The organism is Bacillus sp. AY2-1 (assembly GCF_008368965.1).
GTDB classification, from domain to species: domain Bacteria; phylum Bacillota; class Bacilli; order Bacillales; family Bacillaceae_G; genus Bacillus_A; species Bacillus_A thuringiensis_S.
In genome coordinates, this window is sequence record NZ_QPEL01000054.1 from 14,393 (window position 1) to 29,680 (window position 15,288).

Below are 15,288 nucleotides of genomic sequence, written 5' to 3' on the forward strand. Positions count from 1 at the left end.
TGTGAATAGAAAAAAGCTATCATTTTCGATAGCTTTTTTCTATTTTGTCTTTGTAGTTATTTTTACTATGTTCAACTCGGAATGGAGAAACACGTTGTGAGTAAAAGATTAATGGTTCATGGTACTGATGATTACTTTTTCCGGATTTGACGTGGATGCAAAGAACACATGCCCAAACGATTACGGCAGGTAAAAAGAGGATGAGCCATATCATATTTCCACACCTCAGCACAATATATTTTCTACACTTTGAACATACTATTCTTATATGAAGGAATGATGAACGGCGTGTAAACAAAAATTAATATTTGGTAAAAATATGTTATTGACTATAGATGTGGTGAAGAGTGGAGAGGGAATGGCGTGTTTGCTATGTAACGTTTTGCAAAAATAGTGAATGTTTTTTTTGAAGTGGTCTTGCCAATTTCGTGTGAAACTTGGTATTATTACTAGGTAATAATTTTTTTATTGGAATAATATTTTTTACAGGAGTTTCGATTTATTATAAAGAAATATAAATTGGAATGTTTAAAAAATTTATCGTAAGATGGAAATAGTAAATATTTCTATTAGTTAATGAAATATATTTTCTAATAGAATACATCGTATTTTTACAGTCAATCTAGTTTTGTGACGAGAATCTGTAAAAACGGGACAAACAAGAGTATGGGAGTGGATTTTACATGTTTAAAATTCAAGAAGTTCGTGAATTAATTAAATTAATTGATAGCTCTAATATTGATGAATTTGAATACAAAAAAGACGGTACAACAATCAAAATGAAAAAGCGTGGTAATGAAGTTGTTGCTGTGCAAGCACCTGCAGCAAAACAAGCTATGCAACCAGTAGCGCCTGTTGAAGTTGAAACGACAGTAGCAGCAGCGCAAGCAGAAGCACCAAAGCAAGAAGAGAAGAAAACTGTTCAAGATGAAAACCTACATAAGATTACCTCACCAATGGTAGGTACATTCTATTCTTCATCTTCACCTGATACACCTCCATATGTAAGTATTGGGGATAGAGTATCGAAAGATTCTATCGTATGTATTGTCGAGGCTATGAAGTTATTTAACGAAATTGATGCTGATGTAGAGGGCGAAATTGTTGAAATTCTTGTTAATAACGGACAGCTTGTTGAGTATGGACAACCGCTATTTCTTGTAAAAGCGTAATAAGGGAGTCTTTGTGATGATAAAAAAAGTATTAATAGCCAATCGTGGGGAAATTGCTGTACGAATTATTCGTGCTTGTAAAGAAATGGACATTGAAACAGTTGCAATTTATTCAGAAGCAGATAAAGAGTCACTTCACGTACAGATTGCAGATGAGGCGTATTGTGTAGGACCAACGATTTCGAAAGAAAGCTATTTAAATTTGACGAATATTATTAGCGTTGCGAAGTTAACAGGCTGCGATGCTATTCATCCGGGATACGGATTTTTAGCAGAGAATGCAGATTTCGCAGAGTTATGCCGTGAATGTAACTTGATTTTTATCGGTCCAAGTCCAGAAGCTATTTCAAAGATGGGCACAAAAGACGTTGCTCGTGATACAATGAAAGAAGCAGGGGTTCCGATTGTACCAGGTTCACAAGGGATTATTAAAAATACCGAAGAAGCGATCGAGCTTGCTAATCAAATTGGATATCCAGTCATTATTAAAGCGACTGCAGGTGGCGGCGGAAAAGGTATTCGTGTTGCACGCCATGAAGAAGAGCTTATAAAAGGAATTCAAATTACACAGCAAGAAGCTAGTACCGCTTTTGGGAACCCTGGTGTATACTTAGAAAAGTACGTTGAAGATTTCCGCCATGTTGAGATTCAAATAATGGCAGATACACACGGAAATGCCATTCATTTAGGAGAGCGTGATTGTACAATTCAGCGCCGTTTGCAAAAACTATTAGAAGAAAGTCCATCACCTGCACTTGATGAAGATATTCGCAAGCAGATGGGTGAAGCGGCAGTTAAAGCGGCGGTAGCGGTTGATTATACAGGTGCTGGTACGGTTGAGTTTATTTATGAATATAAAACGAAAACCTTTTATTTCATGGAGATGAATACGAGAATTCAGGTTGAGCATCCAGTTACTGAAATGGTAACGGGAATGGACTTAATTAAAGAACAAATTCTTGTTGCTTCAGGAGAAAAGTTATCGTTACAGCAAGAAGAAGTACAATTTAATGGTTGGGCAATTGAATGTCGAATTAATGCGGAAAACCCTGCCAAAAAATTCATGCCATCTCCAGGTAAAGTAGAAATGTACTTACCACCAGGAGGATTTGGTATTCGCGTCGATTCAGCTGTATATCCGGGATATTCAATCCCACCTTTCTATGATTCGATGGTTGCTAAATTAATTGTTCACGGAAAAACACGTGAAGAGGCAATTGCAAAAATGAAGCGCGCACTTAGTGAATTTGTCATTGAAGGCGTACATACAACAATCCCGTTCCATTTGCAATTGCTAGATCATCCTGATTTTGTAAAAGGTGAGTTTAATACGAAATTTTTGGAAGAGCATGAACTTGTGACGCAGTGATACATTAAAGGAGGTTTTTTTCATGGCTGAACATATGTTAGATATGGGTCAAGATACAACTCTTGGTAAAGTAGAAATTGCACCAGAAGTAATTGAAGTAATTGCAGGTATTGCAGCTGCTGAAGTAGAAGGTGTAGCGGCAATGCGCGGTAATTTTGCTACAGATGTTGTTGAGAAGTTAGGTAAGAAAAATCATGGTAAAGGTGTAAAGGTTGAATTAGCAAACGAAGATATTATCGTTGACCTTTATGTTGTAATGTATTTTGGTGTAGCAATTCCAGTTGTTGCTCAAAAGATTCAAGACAATATTCGCCAAGCGCTCTTTACAATGACAGGACTTGAGCCAAAAGAAGTGAATGTTCACATCGTTGGCGTAACATTCGAAACACAAAAAACAGAAATCGAACCAGTGTAAGAATGAAAAGGTGCCTAGTAACATAGGCATCTTTTTTATCGTTTCATTTCTTCACAAATTACAATCCTCTAATTATTATACTATTTCAAAAAATAAGAAATAAAAAAGAAAATGTGTCGTTTTTCCAAAAAACGTACATTGTGATAAGATATGGAACTTGAAGTTAATCTTTTTATTATTTTTCAGCCTTGTAACCCGTGTGTGAAACGATAAATTGTGTTATTATCATTGTATTATAAGGTTGGAAAATCAATGAAAACTGTAAGAGTAAGTGAATTGACGGCTTATAAATTATAATAATATAACAAAGTATAAGGAAAGACTTGAAGCATAAAGGAGAGTTACAATGAAACGTAGGACGGCTAGAGAAAGAGCAATGCAAGCATTATACCAAATGGATATTACAGGTGAATTAGAACCGAAAGTAGCAGTGGAAAACACGCTAGATGAAGGCGAAGAAACAAATGAGTTTCTAGAGTCACTTGTAGTAGGTTTTGTAGAAAATAAAGAAGCAATCGATGAAGCGATTCGTCAAAACTTAAAAAAGTGGAAGCTTGAGCGTATTAGTATTGTTGATCGCAGTATTTTACGTGTAGCTGTGTATGAAATGAAATACATGGAAGAAATTCCACACAACGTAACAATTAACGAAGCAATTGAAATTGCTAAAACATTTGGGGATGAGGAATCTCGTCGTTTTATTAACGGCGTTTTATCTAATATAAAAGATACACTGTAAATTCTTTAAGGGGGAATCTTAAAATGGTAGCAGTAATCATCAAAGGAAATGAAGTTGCGGAGAAAAAACGAGCACAATTAACAGAAGAAGTTGTGAAGTTGAAAGAGCAAGGGATTGTACCAGGATTAGCAGTTATTTTAGTTGGAGAAGATCCAGCATCTCGTTCTTATGTAAAAGGAAAAGAAAAAGGCTGTGAACAAGTAGGGATTTACTCAGAGCTAATTGAACTTCCTGAAACAATTACTGAGGAACGCTTGCTTGCTGAAATCGATCGCTTAAATGGCGATGACCGTATTAATGGCATATTAGTGCAATTACCTTTACCGAAACATATTGAAGAAAAAGCTATCATTGAAAGAATTTCACCAGAAAAGGATGTAGATGGATTTCACCCAATTAGCGTGGGACGTATGATGACGGGACAAGATACATTCCTTCCATGTACACCGCACGGTATTGTAGAATTAGTAAAAGAAACGAATCTTGATATTTCTGGAAAACATGTAGTAGTAATTGGAAGAAGTAATATTGTCGGTAAACCAGTGGGACAATTGTTCTTAAATGAAAATGCAACTGTCACATATTGTCATTCTAAGACGCAAAATATGAAAGAGTTATCGAAGTTAGCGGATATTTTAATCGTAGCTGTTGGACGACCTAAAATGATAACAGCGGATTATATTAAAGAAGGAGCGGTTGTAATTGACGTTGGTGTAAACCGTTTAGAAACAGGGAAACTTTGTGGTGATGTTGATTTTGACAACGTGTTAAATGTTGCGGGTTACATTACACCTGTGCCAAAGGGTGTTGGTCCAATGACAATCACAATGCTTCTTCATAATACTGTTGAATCTGCCAAACGTGCAGGTGTCGTTTGTAAATAATTTGAGTCGGCTATGAGGAGAGAGAAATGGAGAAGCAATATTTAACCGTTACAGCGTTAACACGCTATATAAAAACAAAAATAGAATATGATCCGCATTTGCAGTCTGTTTGGTTAAAAGGTGAAATTTCCAACTTTAAAAATCATAGCCGTGGCCACATGTATTTTACATTGAAAGATGAAAATGCAAGAATCGCAGCGGTTATGTTTGCGGGCCATAATCGTAATATTAAATTCAAACCTGAAAATGGGATGAAGGTACTCGTGAAAGGGAAAATCTCTGTTTACGAGGCGAGTGGTTCTTATCAAATTTATATTCAAGACATGCAGCCTGACGGAGTCGGAAATTTACATTTAGCGTACGAACAGTTAAAAGTTCGTTTAGAAGAAGAAGGACTTTTTTCTCAAGTTTATAAAAAAGCAATTCCTCCTTACGCTAAAACAATAGGTGTGATTACGTCGCCAACAGGAGCAGCGATTCGTGATATTATAACAACGATTAAACGTCGTTATCCAATTGGGAATGTTATTGTATTTCCGGTACTTGTACAAGGGGAGTCAGCGGCTCCCTCGATTGTACAAGCGATTCGTACAGCGAATGAAATGGGAGAGATAGATGTACTAATCGTTGGCCGTGGTGGAGGTTCTATTGAGGAATTATGGGCTTTCAATGAGGAAATGGTTGCAAGAGCAATCTTTAAGAGTGAAATTCCTATTATTTCGGCAGTAGGCCATGAAACGGATTTTACAATCGCAGATTTTGTTGCAGATTTACGCGCGCCAACACCGACTGCAGCAGCTGAGCTGGCAGCACCTAACATTATAGAGTTACAAGAAAAGGTATTGCAAAGAACTCTGAGATTGCAAAGAGCGATGAGAGAGTTAGTACATAAAAAAGAAGAAAAACTACAAGTGTTGCAAAAATCGTATGCGTTCCGTTATCCAAGACAAGTATATGAGCAAAAGGAAGAGCAATTAGATAGAGCGCTAGAACAGCTTGTTTTAGCGAAAGAGCGCTATATTGATAAAAAGGTGAATCAGTTAAAGCAACTTTCATTTTATTTAGAGAAGCACCACCCATCTCAAAAAATTATGCAAACAAAGGTAGCTGTTGAAACGTTGCAAAAGCAATTACAACGTGAAATGCAAACGTTACTTCAAACGAAAGAATTTGCCTTTGTAAGAGCTGCTCAAAAACTTGAAGCGTTAAGTCCGCTTAAAGTAATGATGAGAGGGTACGGGCTTGTATATGATGAAGAGAAGCAAGTGTTAAAAAGTGTGAAAGATGTAAGCCTTGGAGATGCTGTTTCAGTTCAATTACAAGATGGAATACTAGATTGTAGCGTATCAGGCATAGAGGAGCGTGAATTGAATAATGGAAAATAAATTAAGCTTTGAAGAGGCAATTTCGCAACTTGAGCATCTTGTTTCTAAGCTAGAACAAGGTGACGTACCGTTAGAAGAAGCGATTTCTTATTTTAAAGAGGGCATGGAATTATCTAAGCTTTGTGATGAGAAGTTGAAGAATGTACAAGAACAAATGGCAGTTATTCTTGGGGAAGATGGAGAGCTTGAACCGTTTACTGCTGTAGGAGATGAAGCATAGTGACGATTGCTTTTGATACTTTTTTGAAAGAAAGTAAAACTTTCGTAGAAGAGAAACTTGTAAGCTATGCAAATGAATTACAATGTCCAAATGTACTTCGTGAAGCGATGGCATATTCTTTGGAAGCGGGTGGAAAACGTCTCCGCCCGTTACTTTTGTTTGCAACATTACAAGCGTTTGGGAAAGAAAGAAATCTTGGAGTAGGTGCAGCTTGTGCTCTTGAAATGATTCATACATATTCTTTAGTTCATGATGATTTACCTTGTATGGATGATGATGATTTAAGAAGAGGAAAACCCACAAATCACAAAGTATTTGGTGAAGCGATGGCAGTTTTAGCAGGAGATGGCTTATTGACGTATGCTTTTCAAGTAATTATGGCATATGAGCAAAAAGAAATTTCTGCCGAAAAAAAAGTAAGACTTGTACTTGAACTTGCAAAAGCAGCAGGACCAGAAGGAATGGTTGGCGGACAAGTGGCAGATATGGAAGCTGAAGGGAAACGCCTTACGATTGATGAATTGGAGTACATCCATAAACATAAGACGGGAAAACTGCTTGAATTTGCTGTGCTTGCGGGTGCGATACTTTCTGATGCGACAGAAGAGCAAGAAGAAAAGTTGCTTACGTTTGCCAAATATATCGGTCTAGCTTTCCAAATTCGAGATGATATTTTAGATGTCGAAGGAACCGAAGAAGAGATTGGGAAACCAATTGGTAGTGATCTTTCTAACGAAAAGAGTACATATACGACGTTGTTTACTGTAGATAGAGCAAAGGATATTTTAGAAGAAACAATTGCAGAAGCAAAAGGTGCGATTAGCTCCTTGCAATTACAAGATGAATATTTACTATCTATTTGCGATTTAATTGCAAAACGTAATAACTAATATAACAGCGTTTTCATTTGTTGAGTCATTTATCATTTTATGATATAACTGTAGGAAAAGGTTTTTCTTTTCTTGTTATTGGCAAAAATATATGTAGATTACATTGCCGTTATCACTTCGTGTTAGCGGCTATTTTTTTCATCGCCTAAAGAAATATGGTTTATAATAGGATTAGGGCGCAATAGACTGGTTAATAGCGGGACAAGACGAAAAATAGAAAAGAGAATTTCTTGTTTTGTGTAAATGTTTTTTATAATATTTGACATGTTGACAGATTATGAAATGAAAGTGAGTGATCCATGTGGATCTAACGCAAATTCAAAACCCTAGTTTTTTGAAAGATATGTCTATCAGTGAACTAGAGGGATTGAGTGAGGATATTCGTAAGTTTTTAATTGAAGAGCTCTCTCAAACAGGTGGACATATTGCGCCTAATTTAGGTGTAGTAGAACTCACAATTGCTCTGCATAAATTATTTGATAGCCCGCAAGATAAATTTTTATGGGATGTAGGACATCAATCCTATGTACATAAAATTTTAACTGGACGCGCGAAAGAGTTTGGTACATTAAGGCAATATCAAGGCCTATGTGGTTTTCCGAAACGTTGTGAGAGTGAGCACGACGTATGGGAAACTGGTCATAGCTCGACATCGTTATCGGCTGCAATGGGAATGGCTCTGGCACGTGATTTAAAGAAAACGAAAGAATATGTTATACCAATTATTGGAGATGGTGCTTTAACAGGCGGAATGGCTTTAGAGGCATTGAACCATATTGGACATGAAAAGACAGATATGATTGTTATTTTGAATGATAATGAAATGTCAATTGCACCAAACGTTGGTGCGCTCCATAATGTACTTGGTCGTTTACGTACCGCAGGAAAATATCACTGGGTAAAAGATGAATTAGAGTATATATTAAAGAAAATCCCAGCAGTTGGCGGGAAAGTGGCTGCGACAGCAGAGAAAATAAAAGATAGTCTTAAATATTTACTAGTATCTGGTGTCTTTTTCGAAGAGTTAGGCTTTACATATTTAGGTCCAGTCGATGGGCATGATTATGAAAAGTTATTCGAAACGTTGCAATATGCAAAGAAAACAAAAGGCCCAGTGCTTGTTCACGTTATTACGAAAAAAGGAAAAGGTTATAAACCGGCCGAGAGTGACGTTATTGGAACTTGGCATGGAACAGGACCTTATAAAATTGAATCAGGTGACTTTGTTAAGCCGAAAGAAGTTGCACCAGCATGGAGTGCTGTTGTTAGTGAAACAGTACTTAAGCTAGCGAGAGCGGATGAGCGTATCGTAGCAATTACACCTGCAATGCCTGTTGGATCAAAACTTGAGAAATTCCAAAAAGAATTCCCAAATCGTATGATTGATGTAGGTATTGCAGAACAGCATGCTACAACGATGGCAGCAGGTATGGCAACGCAAGGAATGAAGCCATTCTTAGCAATTTATTCGACATTTCTACAAAGAGCATATGACCAAGTTGTTCATGATATATGCCGCCAAAATTTAAATGTTTTCATTGGAATAGATCGCTCAGGATTAGTAGGAGCAGATGGTGAAACGCATCAAGGCGTATTTGATATCTCATTCTTACGTCACTTGCCAAATATGGTGCTTATGATGCCGAAAGATGAAAATGAAGGGCAACATTTAGTTTATACGGCGATGCAATATGAAGATGGACCAATCGCATTGCGTTATGCGCGCGGTAATGGACTTGGCGTTCATATGGATGAAGAATTAAAGGCGATTCCGATCGGTACGTGGGAGACGTTAAAAGAGGGTACACAAGCAGCTATTTTAACGTTTGGTACGACAATACCAATGGCGATGGAAGCCGCTGAGCGTCTTGAAAAAGCTGGAGTTTCAGTGAAAGTAGTGAATGCTCGCTTTATTAAACCAATGGATGAAGCATATTTACATGATCTTCTAGGAAAGAATATACCGATTTTAACGATTGAAGAAGCTTGTTTAATTGGTGGTTTTGGAACAGGAGTAGTTGAATTTGCATCTGAAAATGGTTACCATAGTGCATTAGTTGAACGAATGGGTATTCCAGACCGCTTCATAGAGCACGGAAGTGTAACAAAATTATTAGAAGAAATTGGTTTAACGACAGATGCTGTCGTAGACCGTATTCATACAATGATTCCATCAAAACAAAAAAGGGCGTAACAAATGAGCGTAAAAAAAGAAAGAGTAGATGTACTATTAGTAGAGCGAGGACTTATAGAAACGCGTGAGAAAGCAAAGCGCGCCATTATGGCGGGACTCGTATATGCAAATGAAATGAGACTTGATAAGCCAGGAGAGAAAATCTCGCAAGATACTGAGATTACGGTGAAGGGACAAGTTATGCCGTATGTAAGTCGTGGTGGTTATAAACTTGAAAAGGCATTAGAGACATTTCATCTTGATTTACAAGATAAAGTTATGATAGATATTGGTTCATCAACTGGTGGCTTTACAGATTGTGCGCTTCAAAATGGAGCGAAATTATCTTATGCATTAGATGTAGGATACAATCAACTAGCGTGGAAATTACGTCAAGATGAGCGTGTTGTTGTAATGGAACGAACAAATTTCCGTTACGTGACACCAGCAGACTTAGAACGTGGTTTACCTCAATTTGCAAGTATTGATGTTTCATTTATATCATTAAAGCTTATACTGCCAGTTTTAAAAACAATGCTTATGCCTAACGGAGATGTAGCGGCGTTAATTAAACCACAGTTTGAAGCTGGAAGAGAGCAAGTTGGGAAAAAAGGTATCGTTCGTGATAGAAAAGTACATGAAGCTGTTGTAGAAATGATTGTCGAGTTTGCTTTAAAAGAAGGCTATGATGTGGAAGGTTTAACATTTTCACCAATTACGGGTGGAGACGGTAATATTGAATTTTTAATTCATCTGAAATGGCATGGTGAACGTGAGAATGGCGAAAATCATTCTCCGATTTCTATAGAGCAAGTTGTTACAGAAGCGCATGACGTTCTAAAACAAAAAGGAAAAGGGGAATAACATATGTTGTTCCTCTTTTTGCTGTAATTGTATAATGATTGTAAAAACAATTGTGTACAAGAAACGAATTATAAGTTAACATAAATAAGTGAAGTATACCAATGTTTAAACTATGGTAAGAGATAGTGTGAGGTGCAAATGTATGAATAAAGGTCAGCGCCATATTAAAATCAGGGAAATTATTGCAAACAAAGAAATTGAAACACAAGATGAATTAGTTGATATTTTACGTAATGAGGGATTTAATGTAACGCAAGCAACAGTATCGCGCGATATTAAAGAACTGCACTTAGTGAAGGTGCCATTACATGATGGGCGCTATAAATATAGCTTGCCAGCAGATCAACGATTTAACCCGTTACAAAAATTAAAACGAAATCTAGTGGATTCATTTGTAAAATTAGACACGGCAGGACATATGCTTGTGCTAAAAACATTGCCTGGTAACGCTCATTCACTTGGAGCACTTATTGATCATTTAGAGTGGGATGAGATCATCGGAACCATCTGTGGTGATGATACTTGCTTAATTATTTGCCGTACACCTGACGATACAGGTGTTGTCTCTGATCGTTTCTTAAATATGTTGTAACAAAAAATCTTGTTTGCTTTCCATCGTAAAGTGGAAAGTGAACAAGATATTTTTATTGGTTAAAAATATGAATTTTCAATTGTAATATAATATTTTGTTTGCATAAAGTTAGAAAATAGATGGATTGACCCGTAAAACAAATGTTTGGTACAATGAAGCGGGTTAGAAGAGTATATACATACAAATATATAACATGATTATTTGAATGAAGAACTGAGAAAATCCTTTAGTAAGGGATTATTTTATAACGAGGTGAATGGGGCATTGTTATCGGAATTATCGATTAGAAACTTTGCTATTATTGAAGCATTAAATATTTCTTTTCAAAAAGGTTTAACGGTTTTAAGCGGTGAAACAGGGGCCGGAAAATCGATTATTATTGATGCGATTAGTTTACTTGTAGGTGGCCGTGGATCAGCAGAATTTGTTCGATATGGAACAGAAAAGGCTGAGATTGAAGGGCTATTTTATGTTGAAGATGAGAAGCATCCATGTATTGAAAAGGCAGAAGAGTTAGATATAGAAATAGAAGATGGCATGATTATTTTAAAGCGTGATATTGCTGCGAACGGAAAGAGTGTATGTCGTGTAAATGGGAAGCTTGTTACACTTAGCATATTAAAAGAAATTGGGAAATCACTTGTTGATATTCATGGACAGCACGAAACACAAGATTTAATGAATGAAGAACGACATCTGTTTATGCTTGATCACTTTGATGGGGATCGAATCGTTAAACAATTAGACATATATCAAAATGTATACGCTGACTATGAAAAATTAAAAAAACAATTGAAATCGTTAAGTGAAAATGAACAACAAATGGCACATCGCTTAGATTTAATTCAATTTCAGCATGAAGAAATTCGCAAGGCAGATTTAAAGATGGATGAAGAAAATGAATTAACTGAGGAACGATTGCAAATTTCTAATTTTGAAAAGATTTATAAAGCGTTAGGTGATGCATATCGTTCGTTAAGTGCCGACGGACAAGGGTTAGATAATGTAAGAAGTGCAATGGGACAAATGGAAAGTATTACACATTTAGATGAAATGTATCAAGAGAATTATGATTCAATTGCAAATAGCTATTACTTATTAGAAGAGGTTGCCTATCAACTGAGAGAAAAGCTCGATATGATGGAATATGATCCAAATCGTTTAGATGAAATCGAAACACGTTTGAATGAAATTCGTATGCTAAAGAGAAAATATGGAAATACTGTAGAAGAGATTTTAGCGTATGCAGATAAAATTGAACAGGAAATTTTTACAATTGAAAATAAAGACGTTCATATTGAAACGACGAAGAAACAGTTGAAGGAATTAGAGAGTGTTATTCTGAAAGAAGCAACGTTGTTAAGTAATATGCGTCATGAGCTTGCAGAACATCTTACAAATGCAATTCATCAGGAATTAAAAGAATTATATATGGAAAAAACGAAATTTGAAGTGCGAATTATGAAGAGAGCAGGAAATGCAGAAGAACCCCTTGTGGAAGGTGCACCGGTAAGACTTACGGTGGATGGTTACGATCATGTGGAATTTTATATTTCAACGAACCCAGGAGAGCCGTTAAAACCACTTTCAAAGGTTGCTTCTGGCGGAGAGTTATCTCGTATTATTTTAGCTTTAAAAAGCATTTTTTCTAAGCATCAAGGGGTTGCATCTGTTATTTTTGATGAAGTGGATACGGGTGTAAGTGGCCGAGTCGCACAGGCTATTGCGGAAAAAATTTATCGAGTATCAGTAAACTCGCAAGTACTTTGTATTACGCACTTACCTCAAGTAGCTTCAATGGCGGATTCACATTTATTTATTCGAAAACAAGTAGCGAATGATCGGACAATTACATCAGTTACTGTTTTAACTATGGAGGATAAAGTAACAGAAATAGCTCGAATGATTTCTGGTGTAGAAATCACAGATTTAACGACAGAGCATGCGAAAGAATTACTTACGCAAGCGCATCATTTTAAACAGACAGCAGAGGCTATCCAGTAATGGATAGCTTTTTTTCTCAAATGACGATTTCTTAATTCTTCCGGTTATAAATAATGCACTGCAAGGAGAGATTAAAAAGTGAAGCCAAGAGGCTGAATGTGGGGTAGGAGCGAGGAGAGTGAACAAGTTGAAATTAGAAAAATTTCGAAAAATAATAGGTCTTTGTCTCCTTGTTTCTTTAGTTTTTATTGGATGTTTTAAACCGCTTCGAACGTTTATTTCATCACCGAAACAACTTGTTGTTTTTGAAGGACAACAATCAGAAATATCATCATTACCAGTTTTCAAAGCTTCATCCACAAATCGTCATGTATTTACAGTGAGTTCGAGTGAACAAAAACAAGGACTTATGGTAAATTCTCATCAAAATGGTGAAGCTGATATGGTATTTCAGCTTGCTGGTTTTCCAGTGAAAAAAGTAAATGTGAAAGTGTTAAAAGATTTTAAAGTAATTCCAGGTGGACAATCAATTGGTGTGAAATTAAATACAAAAGGTGTACTTGTTGTAGGCCATCATTTAATTCAAACTGAAAAGGGTAAAATATCTCCTGGTGAAACAGCAGGTGTACAAATTGGAGATATGATTACTGAAATTAATGGTAAAACAATTGAAAGAATGAGTGATGTAGCACCGTTTATTCATAATAGTGGAGAAACAGGTGAACCGCTTAATCTTGTATTGTTAAGAGATGGAAAATATATTCGTACGAAGCTAACTCCACAAAAAGACAACGGTGAATCGTCTTATCGAATTGGCTTGTATATCCGTGATTCGGCAGCTGGAATTGGAACGATGACATTTGTTCATCCAGATTCTATGAAATACGGGGCACTTGGTCATGTTATTTCTGATAATGATACGAAAAAGCCGATTCAAGTCGAAGATGGACAAATTATGCGCTCGACAGTCACATCAATTGAAAGAGGTAGTCATGGGAATCCAGGGGAGAAATTAGCAAGATTCTCACCAGATCGTGAAGTGATTGGCAATATTACAATTAATAGTCCATATGGTATTTTTGGCAAATTAAATACGAATATGAAAAACGGTATAATGGATAAAGCGATGCCTATCGCATTATCTCATCAAGTAAAAGAAGGACCGGCAAAAATATTAACAGTTATTGATCAAGATAAAGTAGAAGCGTTTGATATTGAAGTTGTTAGTACAGTGCAACAAAAATTCCCAGCCACAAAGGGTATGGTAATAAAAGTAACAGATAAACGTCTATTAGCGAAAACGGGCGGTATCGTACAAGGGATGAGCGGAAGTCCAATTGTACAAAATGGAAAAGTAATTGGTGCTGTTACGCATGTATTTGTAAATGATCCAACATCAGGATATGGTGTTCATATTGAATGGATGTTACATCAAGCTGGAATTAATATTTATGATCAAGAGAAAAAAGCGAGCTAATATATATATTAGCTCGCTTTTTCTGTTGAAAAATTCGTTGAAATTTTGTAAAAGCTCCGCAAGAGGTGTTTTTTGTTGTAAAATAAAAGAAAAGGGTTGAACGTTTCGTTGTATTTCTATGATGGAATGTGTTGCGAAAGGGAATAAATGAACGATAAACATATTTTTTTGTGATTTTATCGGAAAGTAAGAAACTTTAAAAGGGAATTTTCACACAATTGTCGAACAATTCATGTAGCCTAGAAGGATACACATGTCGGAGAATCGATTCGGTAAGGGAGGAAAAGCTGTGGAGAAAATTAAAGTATGTCTTGTGGATGATAATAAAGAACTAGTATCAATGTTAGAGAGCTATGTAGCTGCTCAAGATGATATGGAAGTAATCGGTACTGCTTATAATGGTCAAGAGTGTTTAAACTTATTAGCAGATAAGCAACCTGATGTACTCGTTTTAGACATTATTATGCCACACTTAGATGGTTTAGCTGTATTGGAAAAAATGCGACATATTGAAAGGTTAAAACAGCCTAGCGTAATTATGTTGACAGCATTCGGGCAAGAAGATGTGACGAAAAAAGCAGTTGACTTAGGTGCCTCATATTTCATATTAAAACCATTTGATATGGAGAATTTAACGAGTCATATTCGTCAAGTGAGTGGTAAAGCAAACGCTATGATTAAACGTCCACTACCATCATTCCGATCAGCAACAACAGTAGATGGAAAACCGAAAAACTTAGATGCGAGTATTACGAGTATCATTCATGAAATTGGTGTACCCGCTCATATTAAAGGATATATGTATTTACGAGAAGCAATCTCCATGGTATACAACGATATCGAATTATTAGGATCGATTACGAAAGTATTGTATCCAGATATCGCAAAGAAATATAATACAACAGCAAGCCGTGTGGAGCGCGCAATTCGTCACGCGATTGAAGTAGCGTGGAGCCGTGGGAATATTGATTCTATTTCGTCCTTATTCGGTTATACAGTATCCATGTCAAAAGCAAAACCTACGAATTCTGAGTTTATCGCAATGGTTGCGGATAAGCTGAGACTTGAACATAAAGCTAGCTGAGAGTAGAAGTAGAAAAGGGTTTTTGTTTTAGTAAAACCGATGCATGCTGGAACTCTATACTCGACAGTAATTTTAAAACT

The 15,288-nt window shown here is 36.4% G+C and carries 15 protein-coding genes; 14 read left to right on the forward strand and 1 reads right to left on the reverse strand.

Features of this window, described 5'->3' with window-relative positions; all coding sequences use genetic code 11:
- Nucleotides 1-19: 19 nt before the first annotated feature.
- Nucleotides 20-214, reverse strand: coding sequence for a hypothetical protein (locus DN403_RS13915; protein ID WP_003309905.1), 195 nt, complete (start codon nucleotides 212-214; stop codon nucleotides 20-22).
- A 469-nt stretch (nucleotides 215-683) separates the two neighbouring features.
- On the opposite strand from DN403_RS13915, the gene accB reads away from it, so the two are divergent.
- The 14 genes from accB (at nucleotide 684) to spo0A (ending at nucleotide 15,208) form a co-directional block, all read left to right on the forward strand.
- The gene (accB, locus tag DN403_RS13920; RefSeq protein ID WP_000472862.1) at nucleotides 684-1,172 is read left to right on the forward strand and encodes an acetyl-CoA carboxylase biotin carboxyl carrier protein; all 489 of its coding nucleotides are present in this window, start codon (nucleotides 684-686) and stop codon (nucleotides 1,170-1,172) included.
- Between the two features lie 16 nt (nucleotides 1,173-1,188).
- The gene (gene accC / locus DN403_RS13925) at nucleotides 1,189-2,541 is read left to right on the forward strand and encodes an acetyl-CoA carboxylase biotin carboxylase subunit (protein ID WP_000592870.1); all 1,353 of its coding nucleotides are present in this window, start codon (nucleotides 1,189-1,191) and stop codon (nucleotides 2,539-2,541) included.
- A gap of 22 nt (nucleotides 2,542-2,563) precedes the next feature.
- Nucleotides 2,564-2,956, forward strand: coding sequence for an Asp23/Gls24 family envelope stress response protein (locus DN403_RS13930; protein WP_000807630.1), 393 nt, complete (start codon nucleotides 2,564-2,566; stop codon nucleotides 2,954-2,956).
- Nucleotides 2,957-3,302: 346 nt separating this feature from the next.
- Nucleotides 3,303-3,695: a N utilization substance protein NusB gene (gene nusB / locus DN403_RS13935; protein WP_000830247.1), complete on the forward strand. Its 393-nt coding sequence runs from the start codon at nucleotides 3,303-3,305 to the stop codon at nucleotides 3,693-3,695.
- A gap of 23 nt (nucleotides 3,696-3,718) precedes the next feature.
- Complete coding sequence (gene folD / locus DN403_RS13940; protein WP_000226733.1) at nucleotides 3,719-4,579, forward strand: bifunctional methylenetetrahydrofolate dehydrogenase/methenyltetrahydrofolate cyclohydrolase FolD; 861 nt, start codon at nucleotides 3,719-3,721, stop codon at nucleotides 4,577-4,579.
- A gap of 26 nt (nucleotides 4,580-4,605) precedes the next feature.
- On the forward strand, nucleotides 4,606-5,964 hold the full coding sequence (gene xseA, locus DN403_RS13945) for an exodeoxyribonuclease VII large subunit (protein WP_000415249.1): 1,359 nt from the start codon (nucleotides 4,606-4,608) through the stop codon (nucleotides 5,962-5,964).
- Nucleotides 5,954-6,184, forward strand: a complete 231-nt coding sequence (gene xseB / locus DN403_RS13950) for an exodeoxyribonuclease VII small subunit (protein ID WP_000428424.1) — start codon at nucleotides 5,954-5,956, stop codon at nucleotides 6,182-6,184. The genes xseA and xseB overlap by 11 nt, the downstream gene beginning before the upstream one ends.
- Complete coding sequence (ispA, locus tag DN403_RS13955) at nucleotides 6,184-7,074, forward strand: (2E,6E)-farnesyl diphosphate synthase (RefSeq protein ID WP_000150374.1); 891 nt, start codon at nucleotides 6,184-6,186, stop codon at nucleotides 7,072-7,074. Before xseB ends, ispA begins: the two co-directional genes overlap by 1 nt.
- A gap of 301 nt (nucleotides 7,075-7,375) precedes the next feature.
- Entirely contained in the window at nucleotides 7,376-9,268 is a 1,893-nt protein-coding gene (gene dxs / locus DN403_RS13960) for a 1-deoxy-D-xylulose-5-phosphate synthase (RefSeq protein WP_000366457.1), read from the forward strand.
- A 3-nt stretch (nucleotides 9,269-9,271) separates the two neighbouring features.
- Nucleotides 9,272-10,111 carry a TlyA family RNA methyltransferase gene (locus tag DN403_RS13965; protein WP_000111874.1) on the forward strand — a complete coding sequence of 280 codons (840 nt, stop codon included), beginning with the start codon at nucleotides 9,272-9,274 and terminating at the stop codon, nucleotides 10,109-10,111.
- A 142-nt stretch (nucleotides 10,112-10,253) separates the two neighbouring features.
- Entirely contained in the window at nucleotides 10,254-10,703 is a 450-nt protein-coding gene (gene argR / locus DN403_RS13970) for an arginine repressor ArgR (RefSeq protein ID WP_001032580.1), read from the forward strand.
- 264 nt (nucleotides 10,704-10,967) lie between these two features.
- Nucleotides 10,968-12,707 carry a DNA repair protein RecN gene (recN, locus tag DN403_RS13975; RefSeq protein ID WP_000947759.1) on the forward strand — a complete coding sequence of 580 codons (1,740 nt, stop codon included), beginning with the start codon at nucleotides 10,968-10,970 and terminating at the stop codon, nucleotides 12,705-12,707.
- Nucleotides 12,708-12,825: 118 nt separating this feature from the next.
- Nucleotides 12,826-14,124 carry a SpoIVB peptidase gene (spoIVB, locus tag DN403_RS13980; RefSeq protein WP_074789158.1) on the forward strand — a complete coding sequence of 433 codons (1,299 nt, stop codon included), beginning with the start codon at nucleotides 12,826-12,828 and terminating at the stop codon, nucleotides 14,122-14,124.
- A 289-nt stretch (nucleotides 14,125-14,413) separates the two neighbouring features.
- On the forward strand, nucleotides 14,414-15,208 hold the full coding sequence (gene spo0A, locus DN403_RS13990) for a sporulation transcription factor Spo0A (protein WP_014894889.1): 795 nt from the start codon (nucleotides 14,414-14,416) through the stop codon (nucleotides 15,206-15,208).
- Nucleotides 15,209-15,288 lie beyond the last annotated feature (80 nt).